Raw genomic sequence first — 20,056 nt, 5'->3', positions numbered from 1 at the left:
TGGCCGAAGGTGGCGGCTGCGATTCCGTGGATGCAGGTGGTTTGCTGTTGTCATCCATGAAACCGCGCCCGGGGCGCATTTTTCCGTAGAATTCAACGGCGCCCCAGACAATCATTGCCAGTGTAAGACTGGAAATGAGTATTGTGAGAATACGTCGTCCATTCAGACCTTGTCTGGCCTTGCGTGGATCTACCTCTTTCATAGAACAATCCACCTAGCCCCAGCGCTGGCGTTCGCGTTCAATTTCGTCTGCGGTGTAAGGTGCGCCCGACGCATTGAAACTTTCCCATCCTTCTTCAAGATAAGCGTCACGTCTCTGACCGATATTGACGCGTCCCCAATCTTCCAGAATAGCTTCGACTTTCCTTCGCTCGGCTTCATCGCAACGAACTGCAACCAGCGTGCTACCACGGCGAATGGCTTCGCTATAGGCCTGCGCCTCTTCTTCCGGCACGCCGGTTTCGATAAGCGCACCCACAATACCGCCGGCGACACCGCCAGCCGTGGCGCCGCCGACCAGCCCGACCAGCGTGGCTGTCAGCCAGCCACCGGCCACGACCGGACCGACCCCCGGGATGGAAAGCAGGCCCAGCCCGGTCAACAATCCTGCACCCCCACCTGCGACGGCGCCGAGCCCGGCACCAGCTTCTACGCCTGTGACGGCACTCTGTTCGTCCTTGAGAGCTTCGCCTGCATATCGGCCGTCGGTGTTATTCGAGATCAGGCTGATATTTTCAGCCGGAATCCCTGCTTCTTCGAGAGCACGAACGGCATCGGCCGCTTCGTCGTGGTTGTCGAATAGACCCGTGATATATGCCATTTTAATCTCCTGTTTGGTTTTCCGATCTCAACCCGTCATTGCGTGGTGATATTTCCTTGAAAATCGAGAAGGACCTTCACGGGCTGACCGTCGCGCGCAGCATCGGCGCGCCAAACGCCATCTTCACCGAGTTGAAGATTCATGACGTTGGTGAAACCCTCTTCGGTCAGGCGTTCCTTTGCCTGATCCTCGGTAAAACTGTTCTGCCCAGGCACCGGTGCCTTCGGATTTTTCTCTCCGGGCGTGGTGATTGCGGGAGTCTGAGGTTCTTCAGTAGGTGTGGTTTGGGCATACGCCGCTGGCGCGAGCAGCAAGAAGGTTGCCTCTGCGAGATATCGAATAGACCGTTTCATCGTTGGCTCCCTTGTTTCTGAGGGACTGCCCCAACTAATGAACCCGTACATTGTTCCGTTAGCGTGCGCCGAGAACCATTTCTCTGATCCAGCGGGTCAAAAGCTGATTGTAAATCTTTTGATGATGGTCTTCGGTTAGTGCGTGATCCGCGCCACCCAACATCCGAACGGTCAACGAACGGGAATTGATGAAAGCAGTTTGATAACTTGCGACCGTCGGATGGGGAACGATGGTATCATGCTCGGACTCGACCAGCAGCACGTCGCCTCGAAATTCCCGTGCCTGTCGAAGCGCACGATTGTCATCAAAGCTTATGAGCGCGGAACGATAGGATTGCAGATCGTTGCGATCAAGCCTTGCTTTAGGGACTTGCCAAAGCTGGTCGCGATAAAGTGCGGGGGCTCTTAATGCTAGCCAACGGACGGGCCGAAACTCGGTCAGCAAAGTGGCGAGATAACCGCCATAACTGCTGCCTATGACGACAATCGAACCGTCTTCGACCATCTTGAGACTGGCCAACCGGTCATAGGCGGCAATGGCATCGTCAAGGTTTTCACCGCGCGTTACGGTTTTGTTGCTGGACAGTAATTCCCCGTGGCCGCGCATGTCGAAGGTAAGACAAACGCAGCCGAGAGAGGATATCGCATTTGCTCTTTCGATATCGCGCTCCTGGCTGCCAGCCCAACCGTGCAGAAACAGAACGCCTGGAATGGTGGTATCCGGAGAGATGACAGTCGCGGCCAGTTCGTACTGGTCCACGCTGACGGCGGTGACGTTACGGATCATGATAGATTTTCTCAATTCGCGCATATTTGTGGAGGGGTCGCCCGAAATCGTCATCACCGACATAGACGATGAAATCGTCCTCTCTGAATGTAGGCGGCGGATCGTAGCTCTCGCGCACCACGGCTTGGACGGCGGTAACGGTTTCGTCCTGCGCTAGTTTTTCCAGTGCCAGGACTTCAGCGGGGGATGCACCGCCAACACGCCATGACTGTTCCAACACGCCGCAGCGGACGCCATTTTCCGTGATCGGTCCGACAAGAACGTCGTAATTTCTGCGCGACGCAACCAGCCCAAGGTGTTGCCGGGCAGCTTCATCGTAGCGTCTGGCATTCTCAACGATCCTGTGCGCAACGGGCGATTGGAGTTGATTAAGCAGAGCGTCCCAGCTGCCGCGCACCATACGTAAACGGGTGCCCGCATAAACCGCGTTCCCGTCATTGTCCTGAGAAGTATATTGACGGCCGAGATAGCTTCCGATGTGGTTTTCAATCTGGACCTGTCCGACGGAATAGGTGGTGGAGTTTTCAACGTCCTCTTCGACGACGAGCCCGTTTGCAATGTCGCCGTCTGAAACGGTTTCCAAAAATCCATCGAGGGAACGAACGGTTTCGATGACGGTCTGGTCTTTGCCGCCGGATGCATAGGGTTTTTTGAACCGAATCTTGTGCTTCTTCAGCAGAGCACTTGCGGCATCCAATGCGTGGCGGCGTGAAAAGACCGAAAAGCCCGACAGAACACAATTCTCTAAACAGGCTGCGAAGTTCCCCGCCCAACCTTCCGGCAAATTATCGTCGTCGTGCCAGTGCGGATGGGTAACGAGTTTTGTCGTCATAAAGCTGTGGTGGACAATGCCGCCGTAGAAGCTCTCAATGTGCATTTCGGGATGCCCGTTCTGCCGAACCAGAGCAAAAGTCGGGACGAAAAAAGTTCCGTCGCTCTCGTCAAAGCTTTGCAGAGTAGGCAATAACTGCCTGCCGGTGAGCGAAGACAGGCGGGTAGCCAACGCTTCCACGCTGGCTACGCCATGGGGACTGTCGGAAGATCGGCAGACGACGCGTATTTTACGCATGGGATCATCCCGGAACTGGGCAGTTTCCATGTCATCACCTTGCTGCCAGTCTTGAAAACACTGCGATCAGGCGGCTTCCGCGCGGAGATTGGCGGAGGATTCGGCGAGTTTCGTGAGATCCTTATCGGTCTGGCCTTCCTCCTGTAGGGTCTGGTCGAGAAGTTTCGCTACATCCTTGTGGCCCAGGGTTTCGGCCCAACGTTTCAATGTGCCGTAACGCGTGATTTCGTAATGTTCGACCGCCTGGGCTGCGGATATCAAACCGGCATCGAGAGCAGGGCTATTCGAAAATTCCTCAATGATTTCCTCCCCTTCAGCGATGATGCCTTCAATGGCATCGCAGGTTTTGCCCTGCGCGCGCTTGCCGAGAATCTCAAAGCATTGTTGCAGACGTTCCACATGCCCTTCGGTCTGCTCCCGGTGCTTTTCAAACGCATTCTTGAGCTTTTCGTCAGTGGCTGCGCGGGACATTTTAGGGAGGGTTTTCAAAATCTTGCGCTCCGCATAATAAATGTCCTTGAGCGTGTCGTAGAAAAGGTCGTCGAGATTGCGTTGCTTGGTGCTGGCCATTTCTGGCTCCTCCTTATGGTTATGAACTGTCCTCGTCGTGCGGTTGAAAATCACGACGACGGCGCCCTAACCCGCCAGCAACAAATTTGTTTCGCACCCTTGGAAAAATTCCGATGAGCAGTTGGTCGGTCAGGGCTGTGTCGGGGAACTGGACGGTTGGGTGGGACTTTCTGGAGAGACATCGCCCTTGTCCGATGTGATGAACAGGGTTCCCAGCCCGAACAATGCGGCGGCGAACATGATGACGGCGAGCCACTTCAGGATAATCATCGTTATTTCCTGTTCGTTTTGTCAGGACTTCGATTTATGCTCCGGCTTCCCCTTCCGTTTGGTAGAGGCCATTTGCTCAAGCTCTTTCTCGCTCATGGATTTGGCCATCTCCTTGGATGCTCCACGGAGTTCGCTTTTCGATTTGTCTCCACGTTTCGCAGCCAGCGCCGCGCCGGCAGCCTGTTGCTGTGCTTTGGATTTTGCAGGCATCTTCATCTCCCGTTGTATCTCGATCGGTCCTGGTAATGGATTTCGTGTCTCATTTTCCGCGAACCGGGTTGACAAGATCATGTGGGCGCTCGCCATTGGAGCGTTCAAAGTCGAAGTTCTTTTGCAGGTTGTTCGGTTGGAGCTGACGCGGATTGCCAGGCGCGTTGGATTGCTCGTGCGTCGGACGTGCCTGATGGTCCCGTGTTTCCTGCTGGGATGGTTCGCCCGCTCCGACGCGATCCTTGTTAAAAAAGAGCAATCTGATGTTTGAAGGACCGCTGCAGAACATAATACTTCCTCCGTTCGGAATACCGATGGTTAAACGAGCTTCCGAACCGGCTTGCAGACACTTTGTTCCATCAATAGACGCGAAACTTTGCGATCTAGCCACTGTGACGGACAAGTGAAAAGGAACATGCCCAGCTCTCGGCGGTTATTGAAACTCGTAATAGAGGAGTTTTGATATGGTCCAGGCAAAGAAATGGTCAGCCGAAGTGACCGAACATAGCGACGCGCTAGATCTCGAGCCGCATGTATTCGAGCAGGACGATCCGAAGAAAATCGCAGCTTCTCTGAAACGCTCGGCTGACAAGAGCCACAAGCGCAAGGCGGAGCCGTTTCGCTCGGCCATGTCCATGCTGACCTTCTATATCAACCGAGCTGGCAAGAATTTGCCGGAAAAGCGCAAACAAGTGTTGGAAACCGCCAAAGAAGAATTGCGCAAGGCTTACGGCAAACCAGATCAGGCTTAACCTGCTTTGGACAAGGGAGAGACCAATGAAAATCTATATCGCTGAATGGTGGACAATCGCTCTATCTGCGGGTTCCGCGACAGCGTCCGACCCGCCGGAAATTCCCGAAAATGAACCTGAAGGCATTCCGGTCGAGCCGCCGGAGACCATTCCGCAACCAGATAAGGGGCCATTCAGCCCCGACGAACCCGAACAGATACCGCCCCTTCCGATACCAGAACATCCATCACCCGGGCCGGTCAATCCGGGCCAGCCGACAATGCTTTGCGCGCCACCCTCCTGTTATTCTGAACCGGGATAAGGAGCGGCCTTCAACAATCGTGCCAGATGTACGCAATTGGCAGCCAGTATTTTGGTGGCGGAAACGACTGTTTCGGGTACTTCTTCCAGATCGACGAAATTGGTTGATTGCATCGCCTCGCCCACCCAATAGGTTACGCCGTTGGCAGGCAGGGTGAAGCCCACATCGTTCAACGCCTGATAGAGCTGGGATGACACGAAATGCGCGCCGTCCTCGTTGCCGACCACGGCCGCGACGGCCACACGCCCGTAAGACGGCATTCGGTTGGCATCATCGGTCTCTGAAAGAAATGCATCCATACGTTCCAGCACGCGCTTGCAGAGGCTTGATGGTTGTCCGAGCCAGATCGGCGTGCCGAAAATAAGAATATCCGCATCTAGGATTTTGGTTCTGAGTGCCGGCCACTCGTCGTCTTCGCTTTCGTGCGATGTGACACCGGGTTCGATGTTGAATTCACTCAGCCGCACATGCTCCGTTTGCACGCCATAAGGAACAAGATGCGTATCGAGATAATGTAGCATCCTGTCAGTCGAGGATGGATTCTGGTCGGCACTTCGTTTCAAGGTGGCATTGAGCGCGATAGCTTTGAGCGGAGGAAGGGGAGACACAGTCATTGTCCACCTCCCTTTCTCCTAGTGTGCTTGGGTTCACTTAACGCATCAGCAACGTTCTTGCGGTCTGGGTCGGCAAGACTGTGCCCGGCGGCATCGCGTTTCTTTGCGGGATCGTCGTCAGCGGGTTCGTAACTACGAGGCCGGTTTTCCGGCGGGCCTTCCCATTTCGGCTTCTGATCGGTGGTGCCGGCTTTCGGATCGTGTTTCATGGAAACCTCCGTTTATTGAGACCGCGGCCCAACCTTTCAAACCTCGGATTGTTTCATTGAATGAAAAGGAGCACCGAATGATGGAGCGGGAAATGGCAAGGTTGAAGCAATGAAATTCTGCGGAACAATTGGTTTTCCTCATGGTTTGGACCGGGAGGCCTACGATGATGAAAACAGTTCCACCGGATAAAAGCTCTGGCGCTCGAGCAAGAGGGGCAATCCAACGGGGTGAAACCGGCGACAAGGTTCCCGGCTTTGATCCTGCGGCAGCACCAATGGAAACAGATGCAGAGGCTGGCGGTAGCTCTCAACCGGCTGGGGATCACGGGACACGGCCGTTAACGGCTCCGGTAAAACCCGATGACAGCAGCGCTTCCAGTCATGCGTCCGGCCTGCGCGCATGGGCATCGAAAGAGAATGCGCGATCCGCAAGAAAAACTACGCAGATGCGTGAAGGTCCAGCCTACATGGTTTGGTGGTTCATCATTGCCGTGGTTGTCATCGGATATTTTGTAGTCTCATGGATGTGGCCATGAACAAGCGATCAGAACATGAACGAGGGGAGGGACGTAAGGCTTCGCCGCGAGCGCTCGGATATTTTCCGCGCTTCGCATTAGTCATAGTGGCAGTTCTGCTCCTTCTCCTTCTCGGGTGGAGCCTGACCGGTGGCGGCTCGGTGTCGCAAAAGAAAGGCATCCAGACACCTTCTCCCATAGGCTCCGCCGACCAGCCGAAGACCAAGCCGCCGGTAAAAAATGACCGACCACAAACCGGCACGGGCGGCGACCAGCCGGTGCAGCCGCCCGCTCACCAGAAATGAGGATCAATCATGAACGAGAAATCAACCACCCCACTGACGGATGATGAAGACATCAAGTTCCTGGCCGAGAACTCGGATATTTCTCCGCTGCAGGCCCGCCAGTTGATCGAACGTTTTGGAAGAGATCGACAAAAATTGCTTGAAGAAGCAAAGAAATTTAAAGCGGAAGGGTAGAACCATGGCGCAGATCACACGTGACCACGATGAGATCCGCCAGTGGGCTGAAGACCGAAACGGGCGGCCCGCAATGGTGGAAACCGGTAGTGAAGGCGGTATATTGCGTATCGATTTCGCAGAAAAAGACCAGAATCTGGAGGAAATCAATTGGGATGATTTCTTCGCCATCTTTGACGATAGAAAGCTGGCTTTTCTCTACGAAGAAACGGAGGATAGCCGCTCTAACAAGCTTATAGATGCTGAGCAGAATTCCTGATTGCGACTAACCCGCAAACCCTAGTTCGGCTGGGAATTCAGGAAGGGGCCTTCGAACCGGGCAGAACGTTCACATTCGCTGCGACAGGCGTATCAGGGTGACGCTCCATATATCTCTTGTGAGCAAGTCGCGACGCCAGTTCCGCGATGTAGGTCAAATCCCTCAGCCCGTTCTGGTAAAGCATAATGATTGCAGACGAAAGGTCACTCGCAGTATATTCCCTGTCGCTTTCTTCAAGAATGATCGCGGCGTTGGAAAAGCAGCTGCGCATGAAGTTCACTTCTTCTGGCTTATAAATGCGGCTCGCTTCGTTGAAGAGTGGCATCTCCTTCTCCTTTCGGAAGCATCAACGATACGCTTCCTGACTGTTTAAGATAGCCCCATTTGATCACTTCGTGTTTCGAGCGTGCCTAGGGATCAAGGCAAGCGTCCGCTGCCGTCTTCGGGGTGGCGTTCGAGATTCTGTCGGTTGAGACAGTCGAGAACCCGCTTGCCTCGTCTTCATTCAATGCGATCTGTAGCTTGCCTTCGAAAGTGATCGGATTGCCCTTAAAGGCGTCGATCACCGACCAGGTCCCATCCCCATCTTTCTGAAGTTTGTATCCGTTCTCTACCATGGTCTTCTCCTGTTCTTCGCGGCCTAAATCATGTCAGTCCATGTCGGGCCAGGCCTTGTCTCCCACAAGCGGTACGAACATCACGCCGCCAAGGTCCTCCTCGTCGAATTCCACCGTAGATTTACGGGTGATGCGTAGAAGGCGTTGGGCTCCCGCCATACTGCCGACGGGTATGATGAGCCGCCCGCCTGTTTTGAGCTGTTCCTTAAGAGATTGAGGGATGTCCGGCGCGCCTGCTGCAACAATGATCGCATCGAAAGGAGCCACTTCCGGCCAACCATTGCTGCCGTCGCCCGTACGCACATGGATATTATTGCAGCCGAGGTCTTCGAAGCGTTGTTGGGCGGCTTCGGCAAGGGTGGAATACCGTTCGACAGTAAATATCTGACCGGCAATCATGTGCCATGATCGCTGCGGCATAGCCAGAGCCGGTTCCGATTTCAAGAACGCGCTCAGCCTCACCTAGCCGGGCCGCTGCGATCATGAAGGCGGTCATATATGGTTGTGAGATCGTCTGGCCATTTTTGATTGGTAGAGGTGTGTCTTCATAGGCAAACTCGATAAAGCCTTCATCGATGAATTTCTCACGAGCCACCGTGCCCATCGCTTCCAGCACGCGCGTGTCATGTATGCCGTGATGGACAAGCTGCTCCACCATTTGGACACGAGCTTTCTCAAGATTTCTCATTGTCGCTCTCTCGAGTCGAAATGGACCAATCCAGTCTCTGTAGACATCAGCAGGAAAAACGAACGGTCCGTCCAAATGGTTCCAATGAACGGCTCATAACCAGGCGTGGAACCAGCATCGCGCCAATTAAATGTGAAGCAGGATGTTTTCATGAGAAAAGCCGAACTTTGACTATGATCATGACAGCCCGATAGATCACCTTGTCGGTTATCAATTTTCGGCTTTGAAGGTCGCGTCGAGGCGAGGAAAGTATACTAGACGGCAATCATAATCAACGGTCTGGCCGAGAATGTTAAATGGACAGGTAGTGAAAATAACATTGACAAACTTTGCCAATCTGCGATTTTAATTGCAGTGAAGGGAGAATTTGATGGTAACGATGAACGTATCGCTCCCTCATCCTATGAAAGAATGGGTTGAGGCTCAGGCCAAAACGGGACGCTATTCGAATGCGAGTGACTATGTACGCGATTTGATCCGTAAAGATCAAATGCGCAGCGATAAGATCGCAGCGATGCAGCGCTTTGTTGACGAGGGTTTACAAAGTGGCCCAGGAAGTCGTTCACAGGACGAACTCTTCGCAGTGGCACTCGCTAACACCGAAAAATCTCTGAAACGCAACTGATGGAATTTAAACTCTCTGGTCTTGCGGAAGACGATATCATTGCTATCGCCGAGCAGGGTATAGCAATGTTTGGGCCTGTGCAGGCGAAACGCTATCATGCAGAGTTGTTTAACACTCTGGATTTAATTGCAAAGAACCCACAAATGGCACGTGCACGTGAAGAAATTTCTCCACCTGTGCGGGTGCACCCGTTTAAAGCCCACCTCATTATTTATCAAATTGAAGTAGACGGAACAGTTTTTGTAATTCGGGTACGTCATGCATTTGAAGATTGGGTCGGGGATCTGTTTTAATCTTTGCCTTAATCGTTAAATCTTGTTCCGCACCCAAATTGCTTTTTTGATACGATATTTTACCGGTCATACTCTTGAGTGTCGCAAGTTTTGGGACTTTTGCGACGGGAACGGTGATTATACAAATGCCGATGCAGATGGAGTGTGATTTATGGCAAGCCTGCCCGACCTAATCCAAGCCTATATTAATGCCTACAACAACAAGGATGTCGACGGGATGCTAGTCTGCCTCTCCGACAAAGTGTCTTTCCGGAACATTTCGGGTGGTCAGGTTACGGCCGAGACATCGGACAAGCAGAGCCTTGAAGAGATGGCGAAATTCGGAGCATCGGCGTTTGAAACGCGGCGGCAGACCGTCACAAACGCAATCACCGTCGCGGACACGACACTAGTTGAGATCGCATATTCCGCTGTGGTGGCGATTGACCTTCTGAACGGATGGAAAGCTGGGCAGGAACTGGCCTTCTCCGGTGCGTCGTCGTTCCGTATCGAGGATGGCAGGATCGTCAGCATCGTTGACGAGATCTGAGGGCCGAGAAGGGCCAGTTTGCTATCGCACAATTCCAGAAATCTGCGAGAAGTGGGCATGGAAATGCGATAGTGAGTATCCAGGTGGCTCAGCCTGGTTTCAGGATGTTTGGCGCAGCTTAGAATGGCCACCTTTGGATTCCGATGGTGAGATATTTACACAGCTTGATGACAGCATAACCAGCGGTGCCATGTCCGTAAATATATCCCAACTTGCTGATCTACAGCAAATAATTGACTTCTCGTCTAAAACAAAAGAGTTGATGGTTAGTAAGCTGGATTTTTAGAATAGTCGTCGCTCTGGGGAAACGATATCAAAAGATTTTCCCTAGTTTTCTCAAACTAATATGTATATCCTTCATGTCTAATCGATATTCGTAAATATATTCATTAAGCGTGCGGTTGCTCTTCTTTTGATTAAAGCGTGCGCAGATGTAAGCCATGTTTTCTGCTATTGATAAGCCTCCGCGTGCGACCGGATATATGTGATCAGGGACATTTGCTCCAGGGCCGAAAAGTTTTCCGCAATACGGACATTCTGCACCCTTTTTGAGTTTCCCTCTCCTAATCCCTGCACACTGGTAGTTCGCTGTCCTATTGAGGGAATGTGAATAGAGTTTGGCGCGCCCATATACTTGTCCGCGTCGCCAGCATTATTGTCCAAACTCAATATATGTCGCAGCCTGTGGCACCCACTCGGTGGGAATGAGCAGCTTCCTGCAGTCCATAAGGTCATTTATCGCATTAAGCAGGTGTCTGTGACACAAATACCAGAACGACTTGCCAGTCAAAGAGCTTTGGTTAAAATAGAGATTGCCACTCATTGTGACATTCCGTGTAAAATAAGAAGCTCTGCTTTTCAATGAGCAACTGAAAATAGTGAAAGTCGAAATTAAGAAGGGTTGGAATGTTTAATTTGCTTGGATTTGAATTTTCCAGTTCCATTATTACAACGCCTGTATCGGTTATTATTGCCATTCTGGCGATATATCTGGGACTGCGTTGGCTTAAGAGCTTCTTTGTCATGACACCCCAGCAGCACGTCAGAATTCTTGAAACGTTCGGCCGTTACACTGGCTATCGTAAAGCGGGTTTGTCGATCAAATTTCCTTGGCCATTTCAGCGCGCTCGCTCGCCGTTTTCCTTACAGACGAAACAGATCTCTCTTCAGCTTGGCGTCAAATCCAAAGACAACGCCTTTGTCACCATGCCAATCAGCCTGCAATATCGGGTTATTCCTTCCGCGGTAGAGGCGGCCTTTTACGAATTGCATAATCCCGAAGAGCAGATCGAATCCTACGTCGCAACAGATGCGCGCGCGGTCGCTGCGGCGAGAACATTCGACCAACTTTATACTGATCGCGACGAATTCACGCGCACTGTCCGTGAATCTCTAGACGAAGCTATCAATGCATATGGTTATGAGATCCGTGCCGTGTTGATTGATGACCCGCGGCCAACGCCGGAGATGATTTCAGCCTTCAACGAAGTGCTTGCTTCTCAACGCAGATTGGAAGCGGCGCACAATGATGGAGAGGCTGAGAAAATAAAGCGGACAAAGAGTGCGGAAGCTTCTGCTGCTGCGATGTCAATTACGGCGCGGGGAATCGCAGCCAGTCGCAGCATTATCGCAGAAGGCAATGCGAGAGCCCTTGCGGCCTTTCGAGCGGATACGACACTGACAGATGCCGATGCCATGGCATTTATGATGGAAATCAATCGGCTTGAGGCGCTGAGGGATGCTGCGTCCCACGGAGGAAAAACAGTGTTGGTTACAGGAGATGCACATGGTGGAAATTATGAAACCAGAGCACTCTTAAGTGCGTTGGCAGACGACGGCGGACTGAAATCAGAAAGAGATGCTGGGCGGGAAACTGGTTTGATCGGCACCGTGAAACAGCAGAACGCTCCGTTAAAGACAAATGAGGCCAACGACGAACGGATCAAAAAGAAAAATGATTAGTGGCTCGGGTCAAAAGCTTCCCGAAGCGGATGAAGTCATCAGGATTTCTGCACGGAGAAGAAAGCCCCTATTTAAATCATTGGTGGCTGTGTTTGTTTGCGCCATCTCCGCGGGACACGCAGTTTCCGGCGATGTCGTCGAAATTGATTTGCAGCACGGACTATCGGCCTGCGTCGATCTGAAGCCCGGGCAGGTGAAGAGGCAGGCGAACATTGTTTCCTTCGACGCGAGGTTTATATTGCACCGGTCGATCGGAATGTGTGGATGCATGTCTGCATTGGTAAATTACACCGCAAGTGTGGAAGTCAACGGCATACGGCAGAAACTGCAGCAAGGCATCATTTCACTTGCAGGAGAAGGCGATAGAAGACTGATCCTCGCATCGGATCAGAATTTGATTGCAGGTAAAGATGTCCGCGTCGAACTGTCCTGCGTCGGGGCACTGTGACTGAATTGATTTTGCTGCATGAACGCTATCATGACGCGAGTTTTGACTAATTTTCCAGCTTAGCGATCCAGATTCACTCTGGTCGCGCTTAAGTTAATGTAATGGTGCCCTGAATGAAAAATAGAACGTTTATAGCGGTCGTCATCGCGGTAGCACTGGCCGGGACTGATGTCCCTGTCCGGGCTGACGGTTTCAAAATCCACGAGCTCACGCCCATCAAGCAAGAGTTCTGGTCAATTTTCGATGCCTCCGCGCATCATGCAGAAGAACCGACTAACTTTCGGATGTCCTGCTGCGGAACAGATGACGACCAGCATTTGATGATCGCTATCGATCGCCATGTCGACGAGCAGGGACAGGAAAACAGAACCGACGAAGCTTATCTCAAAGAGTTGGACGTCAGTTCCGAAAAAATCGGTTTCAAAATCGAGAAAATCGATGTCTCCCCTGCGATTGGACGACTTATCCGCCTTCCGAATGTAGGTGGTCTTAAGGGGGTGGATATTTTTGTCGTAGAAGCCGGAGACAGGCTCACAATCCAGTCGGCTGCGCCGACTGAAGAGACCGCAGAGAACAATGCACGGAAGGCCTTGGAAATAGCAAAGAAGTCCATCATTGGGCGATGACCTGGTCTACGGGTAAGCGCTTTATTCAATTGTCTTCTGTTAAGTTTCAGCCCAGCGGTCCGTACGAAGATTTCATAGATAAAAAACTGAAATCGAACGCAGTGTCATCCTTCGCTTGAGCAATCACAGTGCTTGCAAACGATAGGCAACTGCGAAAGCGGATAGGTCGTCGTGTATTTCAGTTACATTGCCGGCAGATCGCAGTTCGATGCGATCATCAGTGTGGGTGCAAACATCAATGATTGCCTCACCGAGGACGAATGCGTCAAAGGAAGCGTTAAGTAGCTGGCCGCCCCCTTCATTCAGGGCTTGTATCGCTTTGTAGAGTGCCTCGGCCTGAGCGGGATTCAAAATCATGATGTGACTCCATCTTGGTATTGGCAGTCAGCATAATCCTGCCCGTGACGCTTGGTGGTCGTCATGCACTAATCCAGACCAGAAGTTGTGCGGAATGGTAATCCTCACTCTTGGCCTTATTAGAGAGCCTTTGGAAGGAGAGAACAAAGGCTTCGAATTTTCATCATCGAAAGGCGAACAGATGACTTACACGTGGGAAGTCATCTGTTTTGTCAGCACCCTGGTGCAGATGCTACGGAGCAATTCGCCTCAGGTTCGACCCAGACGTCTACGCAACTCTTCATTCTCAGCACGCAGCTTTGCAGCAAGTTCCTGGCGTAGCTTGAGGTTCTCTGCTTCCAGTGCAACCAAGCTGGAAAGATCATCGCTGGACGACCCTGCCGACGGCGCGGGCGCTTTCTTTGTAGCAGCGTTCTTCCAGTTATAGTAGGTCTGCTCACTCACTTTAGTCTGCTGCAATGCAGCCTTGAGAGTGGTCTTGCCGTCTTTTGTTGCTTTTTCGATCGAAGCAAGGATGGAGGCGCGCTGGGCCGGCGTGTACTTGTTGCGCTTGTTCTCTACCGGTGGTGTTGCAGCGGGTGCTGCTTTTGAAGCAGCTTTGGCCGCTTTCTCTGGTCTGGATGCGGCGCTCGTGGTTTTAGCGGCAGGTGCTGCAGCCTTTGCGGGCCTAGGCTCAGCTTTTTTGCGTGGCGCACGGGTTTTCTTCGTGATGCCTACAGGCTCGGCGGTTCTAACCTCAACTGGTGTCTCGTTTACTGCTGCAATGGTTTCGTCTGCCATGGTATGCTTCTCCAGATCGATGTTTGGAAATTCATTTAGGCGTCAAAAATACAGGTCAATGGTTGATGTAACAATAAGGCCGTGTACATCATGTGTTCAAGATGAGATGAACTTGCTTTCAGGACATATCGATCAGGTCGGACATTCTGTTAAGTGTTGAAAATCCGCCGCATAATTTGTAGCTACTGCTAAAAGCCCTTTGAGACGCGCGGAGCGTACCTTCAAATCTCCTCTGGAAAGCTACTCACGGATGAAAAATCCAAACCGTAATATTGTCGTTGAATATAAGAACAAGCGTACTCGCAAGGGCTCGTCATCTTTGTGGGGAAATCTGGATCTGAAGTCGATTGCCCGGCAAGTGGAGGCCGATGCGCCCCAATCTCCAGTGGAGGTTCGGGCCCAGCCTGATCTGCCCAAGCCGATCGAGCGCAGAACTGAGACCACGACCATAAATGCTGTGCCGCAAACTGAGCCGGTCATCGAGCAAGTTGAAGAGGCTTTGAGTGAGCAAGAACTTTCCAACATGGACGCCTCGAAACCGGAAGAAGCACTCCTTGCAATGGAAGAGCTGCAAACGGAAAACATGGTGGGAAATCCTGTTGTCAGTGAGAAAAAGCCGTCTGTTGCACGTCGTAAGAAAAAATCAGTCCCGGTTAAACGAGAAGCGGTAAGTCGGATCGCAGCTGAGCCCGATATTCAGGCTGAATTGTCAGCTCTTGAAATAGAGAATGCCGATCTGAAACGTGAACTGGCCGCCAGATTACGCATGGAGAACAGACAGTTGCACAAAATGCTCCAACGATTGGTGCAGCAGTAGAGAAACGGTCGCCAAGACTGCCCTGTCGTCCTCGATAACTGATCTGTTCATGCGTTCTGGTGACATGTGTAACGGCTATGGTCGCCAAAACTATTGAGTTGTCAGGCTTAAGGTGACAGCATTTCTGTGCACTGTTGTGGCTGTTATAGAGAGGTCGATCACGATGAAGTCACTGGGGGAACGTCTCGTTGCGCGGTTGAAGAACTGGCGATCGAAGAAGAAGTCGACTTTGCCGGATGAATTGCCTGATGCTGGACCTGCAGCCGGCGAAAGCTCTGAGCAGCCTGAACCTATATTGGCAACGCGACTATCCATCAAAGTTACGACCACAGATCCCGATGAAATAAATGGCAAGGCAGCAGCCCCAAAGGTCGAGCCCGTCGCTTCTTCTGAGGTGTTATCGTCCGCTGAAGAGCCGAAAGTCCCTCAAGAATCGCCAGTTGTTGTGGAGCCCGAGCGGAAAGAGGAGGGGATAGATGAAATTCTAGCCTCGCCTCCCGTTCTCAAATCACCGCAAAAGCAACGGCGCGTGAGAAAGCCAGGCCCCCAGACTGAAGACGGACCGGTGACAGACGAAGAACTGGAAGAGCTGGAAGCGGAAAATGCGCGGCTCAAGCTCCTATTGAATGAGCGGTTAAAAGCGAAGCAGCATGGTTCTGAAAACTGACAAGCTACTAAACTTCGGATAATTTTGATTCAGACACAGGGTATAGTGATGGCAGTTACATTGTTGCATGGAATCGGAAATCTCGTTTGCGACGGCGTTGATGTGGGCGGAGTCGAATTCAGCATTGCTAGCCCTGAAGATGGTCCGGATGTGACCAGGCGCGGAAAAGTGTGGGGGAACAAAAAGGCAGTTGCAGCAGCAATGAACGCCACCAAGACAGAACTTGCCGTGCCTGAAACCGGAGGCTTGCTTCTCCTGGATATTCAGGATCTGGACCGCGACGGTGGGGCGCTGTTCACTGTTTTACAGCCTGTCACCGTCTGACGACGGAACGGTCGTAAACTTATGTCGATCAACAAAAGTCAAAGATGATCGAAATTTGACTTTATGATAAATACCACTCCCAATATGCAGGAGCGGGGTCATGCATGGTCGTCTCGATTATCATAAATCAAAAGCGTTAAACGCCCTTCTCACCACCGAAGTCAATGAACGGTCGAAATCAGCACAGGATCGTCGTTTCGACGATTGGTTTGGCGAACTGTTTTCTGTACGATAGTCATTATGGTGTGCATGTGCTGTGTTGCGACGTTCATGGTCATCGTCCACATCATCTAAATCCCCGACGCTCTTCCCGGACCGCCGGGGATATGCAGACATCTCCGGTCACGTTATCCGTGATGTTTACACGCGGCGGATCCTATCAAGCACGATCTCAAATTTGAAGTGTGCAGGAAACAATATCCGAAAACACGTATCGGGAATTTGGTAGGCGTCCGGGGCAGCGTGTCTAGGAATCGGATAGTATTGCGGTTCATTCACCGTTAGAGTCTATATCGAGTCACAAAATGCTCAAAACTACTTCGCATCATGCGGATATGAGTCATCGTGAAAGAAAAGGGTTCCGGTGCCGAAATGCTGTTATTAGCAGGCGCGGTATCCTGGAACCGATAGGAAACAATGCATCCTTTGGGCGCAACCAGCTTATTTCATTTGATTGGGACAATACGGTCGCTGCTTTCTCGAAGAAGTCATAGCGGGGAGAAACATTGCATCGCCGGTTAACCGGATATCGCTTTGGCTGGAGTCAACCACTATAGAACCGAGCGCAGGTCCGTTTGAACGAAGTCGTCTCCTACATAGAGCAATGGACAGCCATGCTCGTGAGCAACTTCATAGGAAAAGCAGTCACCATAGTTGAGCGAAGCTGGGTGAATGCCTTTGCCCCATCTGGCGTAAGCGTTGGCGACCCGGCGTGCGGAAGCGGCTGTCACGGATACGATTTCGAAGCCGAGCCCGGAAATCAACGCGTCAACCTCTTCACCGACATTACGTCGCGCAGCAACAATGAGGGCTTCAGTAACTGTTCCGGCGGAAATCAATAGCTCATCAGACTGTTCAATTGCCGTCATGCAAGCTTCGCCTTTGGGCTCATTGAGCACGATCGCCATGAGCGCGGATGTATCGACGGCGATCATATGGGCATCCCATCGTCGTCATAAAGAAAGTCCTGACTACGCGCAGCATTAGCCCCGGGTAATGCTTTCGCCGCCGCCGTTGCCCTCACCCTTTCCATCAGTGCGCGTCGGCCCTTGGGGCCGGGCGCTGCCGCAACGGCTACAAGCCGTGCGATCTCATGGCCGCGACGGGTCAAAATGACTTCATCCCCGGCTTCAGCTCGCTTTACCAGTTCGGTGAGCTGGCCTTTCGCGTCACTGACAGATACGCGCATGGTCCATGTTCCTTTGTGTTTCGCACATACTTAACATAATATATGGTCCATGTTATGGTCCATGTCAATATTGACCAGACAACTGATATTGAATCTGATGGGTTGGTCCCGAACATTACAGCCTATGAGGACGCATCATTTCCAGCGCATCGATTACGTATGCTTGGCGCAAAAACAACATGCAAGGACAGATGGCGGCAGATTATAAATGAAGTCGAACGCATTCGAACGAAACATCGTCTGACCCTTCAGGAAGGTGTTTCAGAAGCGCAATTCCGTGAAATGACCGAAGTTGGCGTGCGTCTTGTCGTCCCAGCTGGAATCCATGACGCCTATCTGCAAGCGGTGCGCCCACATCTGATCACGCTCGAGGAATTCATCGGAGATGTTCGCACGGTGTGACAGCGGCAGTCACTATGCTACGTCCGCTGCTAGGAAGTATGACAGTCATTTGTCCTCCTTACTGGTCGCAAGACCCGTTACCGTAAGACCATAAACGAAATGAGCCGCGGGAATGCACGTGGATTGCCCGATCTGGCATGATGCGTTCAAGCTAATTGCATTGTTGATGGCATCTCGGCATCTTTATTGATGATGCCGGAACATAGGCCTGCTTGGGTGGATTATGTTTTGGGTGTGGAATAAAGCAGAAGCCAGATGTGATCCGCTTTTCTCTGCTGTAACGGATATGTCCGTGAGGATTTGGGGCGTGGGGTATTCGGATTGCGGGCGGTTGAGTTGTTTTGCGGGGCAGGGGGCATGTCCCTTGGATTGAAACGTGCGGGTATCGAAGTGGTCGGGGCATATGATGCCTGGAATCCGGCGGTGGAGACCTACCGTCATAATGTCGGGCGACAAGTTCACAAACACGATTTGAAAGATATTTTCGCTGTTGCGCCTGTGATCGGCGGAATGGCCCCGGATCTGATCGCTGGCGGACCGCCATGCCAGGATTACTCGGTTGCGGGCAAGCGGGTGGAAGGAGATAATGCGTCGTTGACGCGGGCTTTTGCAATGCTCGTCTGTCTCGCCAGACCGCAATGGTTCGTCATGGAAAACGTTCCACAGGCAGCCCGCTCCGAAGCGTGGGCGGATGGGCGTAAAATGCTGGTGCGGGCTGGATACGGATTGAGCGAGTGCAAGCTGGACGCTTCCTGGTATGGCGTTCCGCAGCTCCGAAAGCGTCTGTTCGTTATTGGGCGTCTAGGAGAACGGCATGGGTTCCTCGATTCGAGCCTTGTTAAGGCGCGGTCGGAACGCCAGACGGTCATCAGCGACGTACTGGATATACCGCAAGGTTGGGTCTATGCGCGGCCTTTCCGCGCCGGGCGCGGGGTTCGTGGTATTCACGAACCGTTTCCCACCGTGACGCGAACAGCTTGGGAACGGCTAACGGCTCGCTATCTGAACAATCCCCATCCTGCAGATCCGGTTCCGGCTTCGCAGGCAGCAATGCTGACGACCCGACAGCTGGCGATGCTACAGGGTTTTCCGGAAGGCTGGCAGTGGAAGGGCGCGACACGACAGAACATTCATCAAATGATTGCCAACGCCGTGCCCTCGCCACTGGCCGAAGCAATCGGTCGTGTTATTCTCGCGCGCGAGAATGGTCGAACCATTCCCGAAATCGAAGGCCGCTTTGTGAACTGGCTGATGGAAACGGGGCGCTCGCCCCAATCGGCACGCAATGTCAAGTCGCATGTCAACCGGGCGCGCCGTCTTTTAGGAGGACGAACATTCTCCGATACAGGACTGGAATTGGCCCGGCTGGAACTGAATACCGAATTCGAAACACTGACGGTTCGGACGAGATCGGATCTGCGTGCCGCTCTTCGTCTTTATGCAGAGTATCTCGATCGCAAAGGCAAAGCCGCCCATTCTCGCATCGCGAAGATTTCAAGAATGGCTGCTTGAGGATACGTATTCATCGAGCGCGTGAACCGGAGGCTGGAGCAATTCGGTTATCTGTTGCAAAGAAGTCAGGCGACTTCCTCATAACCACGTTTGCGACGAACCGCGACAAGTCTACGAAGAAGTGCGTTGGCTGATGCTTCGTCCAGAAGTGTTTGCTGCACGGATTGTCCAAGTGTCCCGATCCGTCCCCAGGATCGCATGACGCACCATTCGCCGAACAAATTCGGTTGAACCGATAAGGTGTAGAAGCGCCGCATATTGTTGTGTAGCTCGATCTTACGAAAATGTATCGGAAGTGAACTCTGTTTCGACATGCGCGTAGAATCCGACATCGAAGCGAGAGCGTCCAACGCATTTTATGAATCGATCCTCGCTGATCGATTCATGCCGTTGATGAAATCGCAGCGAGTCCATGGCGATATAAAAATCTGGCGCGATTTTAAATGCCAGGATGGCAGATCTCCCGGAAATGGAGCGATCGGTGCAGAAGCGCTCATTGTCACGTTTCCACCGCTCGTCTGGCGGTAAAGGCTGGGCATTTCAGGTCGTGATGCAATGGGAACGCTGATATGACTTGCCGGTGGGGCAACTTGATGTGGCGCTACCGTATTTCAGGGTACCCACATAGCGTATCAAATCAGAATAATTTGCAATCTTGCGATTCCAGCTTTTGGATTAACGTTGCGGGCATCCGGAAAACTGTTACGAAACCGGATTATCCGATTCATCGATAAACGACGTTTGAGAGTCGGGAACCGATCCAGGACGGTCCCACCGTGTTCGAGGGAGCGTC

35 protein-coding genes and 1 pseudogene are annotated in these 20,056 nt (G+C 52.3%); 18 read left to right on the top strand and 18 right to left on the bottom strand.

Annotation, left to right across the window (positions count from 1 at the left end; genetic code table 11):
- Nucleotides 1-214 precede the first annotated feature (214 nt).
- The 7 genes from JNC70_RS18230 to JNC70_RS18200 all read right to left on the bottom strand — a co-directional run bounded on the left by JNC70_RS18230 (nucleotide 215) and on the right by JNC70_RS18200 (nucleotide 4,079).
- On the bottom strand, nucleotides 215-820 hold the full coding sequence (locus tag JNC70_RS18230; protein WP_374788814.1) for a hypothetical protein: 606 nt from the start codon (nucleotides 818-820) through the stop codon (nucleotides 215-217).
- 35 nt (nucleotides 821-855) lie between these two features.
- Complete coding sequence (locus JNC70_RS18225; protein ID WP_374788813.1) at nucleotides 856-1,173, bottom strand: PepSY domain-containing protein; 318 nt, start codon at nucleotides 1,171-1,173, stop codon at nucleotides 856-858.
- A gap of 58 nt (nucleotides 1,174-1,231) precedes the next feature.
- Nucleotides 1,232-1,960: an alpha/beta hydrolase family protein gene (locus JNC70_RS18220; protein WP_374788812.1), complete on the bottom strand. Its 729-nt coding sequence runs from the start codon at nucleotides 1,958-1,960 to the stop codon at nucleotides 1,232-1,234.
- Entirely contained in the window at nucleotides 1,950-3,029 is a 1,080-nt protein-coding gene (locus JNC70_RS18215) for a DUF3182 family protein (RefSeq protein WP_374788811.1), read from the bottom strand. Before JNC70_RS18215 ends, JNC70_RS18220 begins: the two co-directional genes overlap by 11 nt.
- A gap of 66 nt (nucleotides 3,030-3,095) precedes the next feature.
- A complete protein-coding gene (locus JNC70_RS18210) occupies nucleotides 3,096-3,599 on the bottom strand; it encodes a YciE/YciF ferroxidase family protein (RefSeq protein ID WP_374788810.1) in 504 nt (167 codons plus the stop codon).
- 129 nt (nucleotides 3,600-3,728) lie between these two features.
- Complete coding sequence (locus tag JNC70_RS18205; protein ID WP_155269255.1) at nucleotides 3,729-3,869, bottom strand: hypothetical protein; 141 nt, start codon at nucleotides 3,867-3,869, stop codon at nucleotides 3,729-3,731.
- A 21-nt stretch (nucleotides 3,870-3,890) separates the two neighbouring features.
- Nucleotides 3,891-4,079 carry a DUF3008 family protein gene (locus tag JNC70_RS18200; RefSeq protein WP_374788809.1) on the bottom strand — a complete coding sequence of 63 codons (189 nt, stop codon included), beginning with the start codon at nucleotides 4,077-4,079 and terminating at the stop codon, nucleotides 3,891-3,893.
- A 464-nt stretch (nucleotides 4,080-4,543) separates the two neighbouring features.
- Between JNC70_RS18200 and JNC70_RS18195 the strand changes: the two genes are divergently transcribed.
- Together JNC70_RS18195 and JNC70_RS18190 are read left to right on the top strand one after the other, a co-directional pair.
- The gene (locus JNC70_RS18195; RefSeq protein WP_374788808.1) at nucleotides 4,544-4,831 is read left to right on the top strand and encodes a DUF3175 domain-containing protein; all 288 of its coding nucleotides are present in this window, start codon (nucleotides 4,544-4,546) and stop codon (nucleotides 4,829-4,831) included.
- Between the two features lie 25 nt (nucleotides 4,832-4,856).
- Complete coding sequence (locus tag JNC70_RS18190; RefSeq protein ID WP_374788807.1) at nucleotides 4,857-5,132, top strand: chitin-binding protein; 276 nt, start codon at nucleotides 4,857-4,859, stop codon at nucleotides 5,130-5,132.
- Here the strand turns inward: JNC70_RS18190 and JNC70_RS18185 are convergent.
- Together JNC70_RS18185 and JNC70_RS18180 are read right to left on the bottom strand one after the other, a co-directional pair.
- Nucleotides 5,114-5,746 carry a flavodoxin family protein gene (locus tag JNC70_RS18185; protein ID WP_374788806.1) on the bottom strand — a complete coding sequence of 211 codons (633 nt, stop codon included), beginning with the start codon at nucleotides 5,744-5,746 and terminating at the stop codon, nucleotides 5,114-5,116. The genes JNC70_RS18190 and JNC70_RS18185 overlap by 19 nt on opposite strands.
- Nucleotides 5,743-5,955 carry a hypothetical protein gene (locus JNC70_RS18180; protein WP_374788805.1) on the bottom strand — a complete coding sequence of 71 codons (213 nt, stop codon included), beginning with the start codon at nucleotides 5,953-5,955 and terminating at the stop codon, nucleotides 5,743-5,745. The genes JNC70_RS18185 and JNC70_RS18180 overlap by 4 nt, the downstream gene beginning before the upstream one ends.
- Nucleotides 5,956-6,119: 164 nt before the next feature.
- Between JNC70_RS18180 and JNC70_RS18175 the strand changes: the two genes are divergently transcribed.
- The 4 genes from JNC70_RS18175 to JNC70_RS18160 are packed head-to-tail and all read left to right on the top strand — an operon-like array spanning nucleotide 6,120 to nucleotide 7,208.
- The gene (locus tag JNC70_RS18175; RefSeq protein WP_374788804.1) at nucleotides 6,120-6,491 is read left to right on the top strand and encodes a hypothetical protein; all 372 of its coding nucleotides are present in this window, start codon (nucleotides 6,120-6,122) and stop codon (nucleotides 6,489-6,491) included.
- Nucleotides 6,488-6,775: a hypothetical protein gene (locus tag JNC70_RS18170; protein ID WP_374788803.1), complete on the top strand. Its 288-nt coding sequence runs from the start codon at nucleotides 6,488-6,490 to the stop codon at nucleotides 6,773-6,775. Before JNC70_RS18175 ends, JNC70_RS18170 begins: the two co-directional genes overlap by 4 nt.
- A gap of 9 nt (nucleotides 6,776-6,784) precedes the next feature.
- On the top strand, nucleotides 6,785-6,949 hold the full coding sequence (locus JNC70_RS18165; protein ID WP_086000501.1) for a hypothetical protein: 165 nt from the start codon (nucleotides 6,785-6,787) through the stop codon (nucleotides 6,947-6,949).
- Between the two features lie 4 nt (nucleotides 6,950-6,953).
- Nucleotides 6,954-7,208, top strand: coding sequence for a hypothetical protein (locus tag JNC70_RS18160; RefSeq protein ID WP_374788802.1), 255 nt, complete (start codon nucleotides 6,954-6,956; stop codon nucleotides 7,206-7,208).
- A 37-nt stretch (nucleotides 7,209-7,245) separates the two neighbouring features.
- Here the strand turns inward: JNC70_RS18160 and JNC70_RS18155 are convergent, their stop codons facing one another.
- The 3 genes and pseudogenes from JNC70_RS18155 to JNC70_RS18145 all read right to left on the bottom strand — a co-directional run bounded on the left by JNC70_RS18155 (nucleotide 7,246) and on the right by JNC70_RS18145 (nucleotide 8,429).
- Nucleotides 7,246-7,533: a hypothetical protein gene (locus tag JNC70_RS18155; protein ID WP_374788801.1), complete on the bottom strand. Its 288-nt coding sequence runs from the start codon at nucleotides 7,531-7,533 to the stop codon at nucleotides 7,246-7,248.
- A gap of 85 nt (nucleotides 7,534-7,618) precedes the next feature.
- Entirely contained in the window at nucleotides 7,619-7,825 is a 207-nt protein-coding gene (locus tag JNC70_RS18150) for a hypothetical protein (protein WP_374788800.1), read from the bottom strand.
- 33 nt (nucleotides 7,826-7,858) lie between these two features.
- Nucleotides 7,859-8,429: pseudogene (locus JNC70_RS18145) on the bottom strand (protein-L-isoaspartate(D-aspartate) O-methyltransferase).
- 454 nt (nucleotides 8,430-8,883) lie between these two features.
- Between JNC70_RS18145 and JNC70_RS18140 the strand changes: the two are divergent.
- The 3 genes from JNC70_RS18140 (at nucleotide 8,884) to JNC70_RS18130 (ending at nucleotide 9,960) form a co-directional block, all read left to right on the top strand.
- Nucleotides 8,884-9,138 (top strand): type II toxin-antitoxin system ParD family antitoxin, encoded by a 255-nt coding sequence (locus JNC70_RS18140; protein WP_021586553.1) that lies wholly within the window; start codon nucleotides 8,884-8,886, stop codon nucleotides 9,136-9,138.
- Nucleotides 9,138-9,431, top strand: coding sequence for a type II toxin-antitoxin system RelE/ParE family toxin (locus JNC70_RS18135; RefSeq protein ID WP_374788799.1), 294 nt, complete (start codon nucleotides 9,138-9,140; stop codon nucleotides 9,429-9,431). Before JNC70_RS18140 ends, JNC70_RS18135 begins: the two co-directional genes overlap by 1 nt.
- Nucleotides 9,432-9,582: 151 nt before the next feature.
- Nucleotides 9,583-9,960, top strand: coding sequence for a nuclear transport factor 2 family protein (locus tag JNC70_RS18130; protein WP_374788798.1), 378 nt, complete (start codon nucleotides 9,583-9,585; stop codon nucleotides 9,958-9,960).
- A gap of 313 nt (nucleotides 9,961-10,273) precedes the next feature.
- On the opposite strand, the gene JNC70_RS18125 is transcribed toward JNC70_RS18130, so the two are convergent.
- Nucleotides 10,274-10,528, bottom strand: coding sequence for an HNH endonuclease (locus JNC70_RS18125; protein WP_374788850.1), 255 nt, complete (start codon nucleotides 10,526-10,528; stop codon nucleotides 10,274-10,276).
- Nucleotides 10,529-10,866: 338 nt separating this feature from the next.
- Here JNC70_RS18125 and JNC70_RS18120 point away from each other — a divergent pair, with 338 nt between their 5' ends.
- The 3 genes from JNC70_RS18120 (at nucleotide 10,867) to JNC70_RS18110 (ending at nucleotide 12,996) form a co-directional block, all read left to right on the top strand.
- Nucleotides 10,867-11,922: an SPFH domain-containing protein gene (locus tag JNC70_RS18120; protein WP_374788797.1), complete on the top strand. Its 1,056-nt coding sequence runs from the start codon at nucleotides 10,867-10,869 to the stop codon at nucleotides 11,920-11,922.
- Nucleotides 11,915-12,370 (top strand): DUF2195 family protein, encoded by a 456-nt coding sequence (locus tag JNC70_RS18115; RefSeq protein WP_374788796.1) that lies wholly within the window; start codon nucleotides 11,915-11,917, stop codon nucleotides 12,368-12,370. The genes JNC70_RS18120 and JNC70_RS18115 overlap by 8 nt, the downstream gene beginning before the upstream one ends.
- A gap of 113 nt (nucleotides 12,371-12,483) precedes the next feature.
- Entirely contained in the window at nucleotides 12,484-12,996 is a 513-nt protein-coding gene (locus tag JNC70_RS18110) for a hypothetical protein (protein ID WP_374788795.1), read from the top strand.
- A 123-nt stretch (nucleotides 12,997-13,119) separates the two neighbouring features.
- Here JNC70_RS18110 and JNC70_RS18105 read toward each other — a convergent pair whose 3' ends face one another.
- Nucleotides 13,120-13,353, bottom strand: coding sequence for a hypothetical protein (locus JNC70_RS18105; protein WP_374788794.1), 234 nt, complete (start codon nucleotides 13,351-13,353; stop codon nucleotides 13,120-13,122).
- Nucleotides 13,354-13,602: 249 nt separating this feature from the next.
- Entirely contained in the window at nucleotides 13,603-14,133 is a 531-nt protein-coding gene (locus JNC70_RS18100) for a transposase (RefSeq protein WP_374788793.1), read from the bottom strand.
- Nucleotides 14,134-14,383: 250 nt separating this feature from the next.
- On the opposite strand from JNC70_RS18100, the gene JNC70_RS18095 reads away from it, so the two are divergent.
- The 4 genes from JNC70_RS18095 to JNC70_RS18080 all read left to right on the top strand — a co-directional run bounded on the left by JNC70_RS18095 (nucleotide 14,384) and on the right by JNC70_RS18080 (nucleotide 16,176).
- Nucleotides 14,384-14,950, top strand: coding sequence for a hypothetical protein (locus JNC70_RS18095; protein WP_374788792.1), 567 nt, complete (start codon nucleotides 14,384-14,386; stop codon nucleotides 14,948-14,950).
- Between the two features lie 163 nt (nucleotides 14,951-15,113).
- Nucleotides 15,114-15,617, top strand: coding sequence for a hypothetical protein (locus JNC70_RS18090; protein WP_374788791.1), 504 nt, complete (start codon nucleotides 15,114-15,116; stop codon nucleotides 15,615-15,617).
- Between the two features lie 48 nt (nucleotides 15,618-15,665).
- Entirely contained in the window at nucleotides 15,666-15,941 is a 276-nt protein-coding gene (locus JNC70_RS18085) for a hypothetical protein (RefSeq protein WP_235913340.1), read from the top strand.
- Nucleotides 15,942-16,041: 100 nt separating this feature from the next.
- Nucleotides 16,042-16,176, top strand: coding sequence for a hypothetical protein (locus tag JNC70_RS18080; RefSeq protein WP_268891693.1), 135 nt, complete (start codon nucleotides 16,042-16,044; stop codon nucleotides 16,174-16,176).
- A 535-nt stretch (nucleotides 16,177-16,711) separates the two neighbouring features.
- On the opposite strand, the gene JNC70_RS18075 is transcribed toward JNC70_RS18080, so the two are convergent.
- Complete coding sequence (locus JNC70_RS18075; RefSeq protein WP_112591076.1) at nucleotides 16,712-17,095, bottom strand: type II toxin-antitoxin system VapC family toxin; 384 nt, start codon at nucleotides 17,093-17,095, stop codon at nucleotides 16,712-16,714.
- The gene (locus tag JNC70_RS18070) at nucleotides 17,092-17,349 is read right to left on the bottom strand and encodes a type II toxin-antitoxin system Phd/YefM family antitoxin (RefSeq protein ID WP_112591074.1); all 258 of its coding nucleotides are present in this window, start codon (nucleotides 17,347-17,349) and stop codon (nucleotides 17,092-17,094) included. The genes JNC70_RS18075 and JNC70_RS18070 overlap by 4 nt, the downstream gene beginning before the upstream one ends.
- A 54-nt stretch (nucleotides 17,350-17,403) precedes the next feature.
- Here JNC70_RS18070 and JNC70_RS18065 point away from each other — a divergent pair, with 54 nt between their 5' ends.
- Both JNC70_RS18065 and JNC70_RS18060 read left to right on the top strand, forming a co-directional pair.
- On the top strand, nucleotides 17,404-17,751 hold the full coding sequence (locus tag JNC70_RS18065) for a type II restriction endonuclease (RefSeq protein ID WP_247997902.1): 348 nt from the start codon (nucleotides 17,404-17,406) through the stop codon (nucleotides 17,749-17,751).
- A gap of 357 nt (nucleotides 17,752-18,108) precedes the next feature.
- Entirely contained in the window at nucleotides 18,109-19,263 is a 1,155-nt protein-coding gene (locus tag JNC70_RS18060; RefSeq protein WP_247997901.1) for a DNA cytosine methyltransferase, read from the top strand.
- 65 nt (nucleotides 19,264-19,328) lie between these two features.
- Here the strand turns inward: JNC70_RS18060 and JNC70_RS18055 are convergent, their stop codons facing one another.
- The gene (locus JNC70_RS18055; protein WP_240579044.1) at nucleotides 19,329-19,577 is read right to left on the bottom strand and encodes a WGR domain-containing protein; all 249 of its coding nucleotides are present in this window, start codon (nucleotides 19,575-19,577) and stop codon (nucleotides 19,329-19,331) included.
- Nucleotides 19,578-20,056: the final 479 nt, after the last annotated feature.

Origin of the sequence: Brucella oryzae, assembly GCF_041929965.1 — a bacterium.
Lineage (GTDB): Bacteria > Pseudomonadota > Alphaproteobacteria > Rhizobiales > Rhizobiaceae > Brucella > Brucella oryzae.
Note: the sequence above shows the minus strand (reverse complement) of the source record. Positions and strands in the feature narration are given on the sequence as shown.

Excerpts from the sequence above, each read along its gene's own strand:
- JNC70_RS18230 (WP_374788814.1), bottom strand. The coding sequence starts at position 820 with ATGGCATATATCACGGGTCTATTCGACAACCACGACGAAGCGGCCGAT.
- JNC70_RS18225 (WP_374788813.1), bottom strand. The coding sequence starts at position 1,173 with ATGAAACGGTCTATTCGATATCTCGCAGAGGCAACCTTCTTGCTGCTC.
- JNC70_RS18220 (WP_374788812.1), bottom strand. The coding sequence starts at position 1,960 with ATGATCCGTAACGTCACCGCCGTCAGCGTGGACCAGTACGAACTGGCC.
- JNC70_RS18215 (WP_374788811.1), bottom strand. The coding sequence starts at position 3,029 with ATGCGTAAAATACGCGTCGTCTGCCGATCTTCCGACAGTCCCCATGGC.
- JNC70_RS18210 (WP_374788810.1), bottom strand. The coding sequence starts at position 3,599 with ATGGCCAGCACCAAGCAACGCAATCTCGACGACCTTTTCTACGACACG.
- JNC70_RS18205 (WP_155269255.1), bottom strand. The coding sequence starts at position 3,869 with ATGATTATCCTGAAGTGGCTCGCCGTCATCATGTTCGCCGCCGCATTG.
- JNC70_RS18200 (WP_374788809.1), bottom strand. The coding sequence starts at position 4,079 with ATGCCTGCAAAATCCAAAGCACAGCAACAGGCTGCCGGCGCGGCGCTG.
- JNC70_RS18195 (WP_374788808.1), top strand. The coding sequence starts at position 4,544 with ATGGTCCAGGCAAAGAAATGGTCAGCCGAAGTGACCGAACATAGCGAC.
- JNC70_RS18190 (WP_374788807.1), top strand. The coding sequence starts at position 4,857 with ATGAAAATCTATATCGCTGAATGGTGGACAATCGCTCTATCTGCGGGT.
- JNC70_RS18185 (WP_374788806.1), bottom strand. The coding sequence starts at position 5,746 with ATGACTGTGTCTCCCCTTCCTCCGCTCAAAGCTATCGCGCTCAATGCC.
- JNC70_RS18180 (WP_374788805.1), bottom strand. The coding sequence starts at position 5,955 with ATGAAACACGATCCGAAAGCCGGCACCACCGATCAGAAGCCGAAATGG.
- JNC70_RS18175 (WP_374788804.1), top strand. The coding sequence starts at position 6,120 with ATGATGAAAACAGTTCCACCGGATAAAAGCTCTGGCGCTCGAGCAAGA.
- JNC70_RS18170 (WP_374788803.1), top strand. The coding sequence starts at position 6,488 with ATGAACAAGCGATCAGAACATGAACGAGGGGAGGGACGTAAGGCTTCG.
- JNC70_RS18165 (WP_086000501.1), top strand. The coding sequence starts at position 6,785 with ATGAACGAGAAATCAACCACCCCACTGACGGATGATGAAGACATCAAG.
- JNC70_RS18160 (WP_374788802.1), top strand. The coding sequence starts at position 6,954 with ATGGCGCAGATCACACGTGACCACGATGAGATCCGCCAGTGGGCTGAA.
- JNC70_RS18155 (WP_374788801.1), bottom strand. The coding sequence starts at position 7,533 with ATGCCACTCTTCAACGAAGCGAGCCGCATTTATAAGCCAGAAGAAGTG.
- JNC70_RS18150 (WP_374788800.1), bottom strand. The coding sequence starts at position 7,825 with ATGGTAGAGAACGGATACAAACTTCAGAAAGATGGGGATGGGACCTGG.
- JNC70_RS18140 (WP_021586553.1), top strand. The coding sequence starts at position 8,884 with ATGGTAACGATGAACGTATCGCTCCCTCATCCTATGAAAGAATGGGTT.
- JNC70_RS18135 (WP_374788799.1), top strand. The coding sequence starts at position 9,138 with ATGGAATTTAAACTCTCTGGTCTTGCGGAAGACGATATCATTGCTATC.
- JNC70_RS18130 (WP_374788798.1), top strand. The coding sequence starts at position 9,583 with ATGGCAAGCCTGCCCGACCTAATCCAAGCCTATATTAATGCCTACAAC.
- JNC70_RS18120 (WP_374788797.1), top strand. The coding sequence starts at position 10,867 with ATGTTTAATTTGCTTGGATTTGAATTTTCCAGTTCCATTATTACAACG.
- JNC70_RS18115 (WP_374788796.1), top strand. The coding sequence starts at position 11,915 with ATGATTAGTGGCTCGGGTCAAAAGCTTCCCGAAGCGGATGAAGTCATC.
- JNC70_RS18110 (WP_374788795.1), top strand. The coding sequence starts at position 12,484 with ATGAAAAATAGAACGTTTATAGCGGTCGTCATCGCGGTAGCACTGGCC.
- JNC70_RS18105 (WP_374788794.1), bottom strand. The coding sequence starts at position 13,353 with ATGATTTTGAATCCCGCTCAGGCCGAGGCACTCTACAAAGCGATACAA.
- JNC70_RS18100 (WP_374788793.1), bottom strand. The coding sequence starts at position 14,133 with ATGGCAGACGAAACCATTGCAGCAGTAAACGAGACACCAGTTGAGGTT.
- JNC70_RS18095 (WP_374788792.1), top strand. The coding sequence starts at position 14,384 with ATGAAAAATCCAAACCGTAATATTGTCGTTGAATATAAGAACAAGCGT.
- JNC70_RS18090 (WP_374788791.1), top strand. The coding sequence starts at position 15,114 with ATGAAGTCACTGGGGGAACGTCTCGTTGCGCGGTTGAAGAACTGGCGA.
- JNC70_RS18085 (WP_235913340.1), top strand. The coding sequence starts at position 15,666 with ATGGCAGTTACATTGTTGCATGGAATCGGAAATCTCGTTTGCGACGGC.
- JNC70_RS18080 (WP_268891693.1), top strand. The coding sequence starts at position 16,042 with ATGCATGGTCGTCTCGATTATCATAAATCAAAAGCGTTAAACGCCCTT.
- JNC70_RS18075 (WP_112591076.1), bottom strand. The coding sequence starts at position 17,095 with ATGATCGCCGTCGATACATCCGCGCTCATGGCGATCGTGCTCAATGAG.
- JNC70_RS18070 (WP_112591074.1), bottom strand. The coding sequence starts at position 17,349 with ATGCGCGTATCTGTCAGTGACGCGAAAGGCCAGCTCACCGAACTGGTA.
- JNC70_RS18065 (WP_247997902.1), top strand. The coding sequence starts at position 17,404 with ATGGTCCATGTCAATATTGACCAGACAACTGATATTGAATCTGATGGG.
- JNC70_RS18060 (WP_247997901.1), top strand. The coding sequence starts at position 18,109 with ATGTCCCTTGGATTGAAACGTGCGGGTATCGAAGTGGTCGGGGCATAT.
- JNC70_RS18055 (WP_240579044.1), bottom strand. The coding sequence starts at position 19,577 with ATGTCGAAACAGAGTTCACTTCCGATACATTTTCGTAAGATCGAGCTA.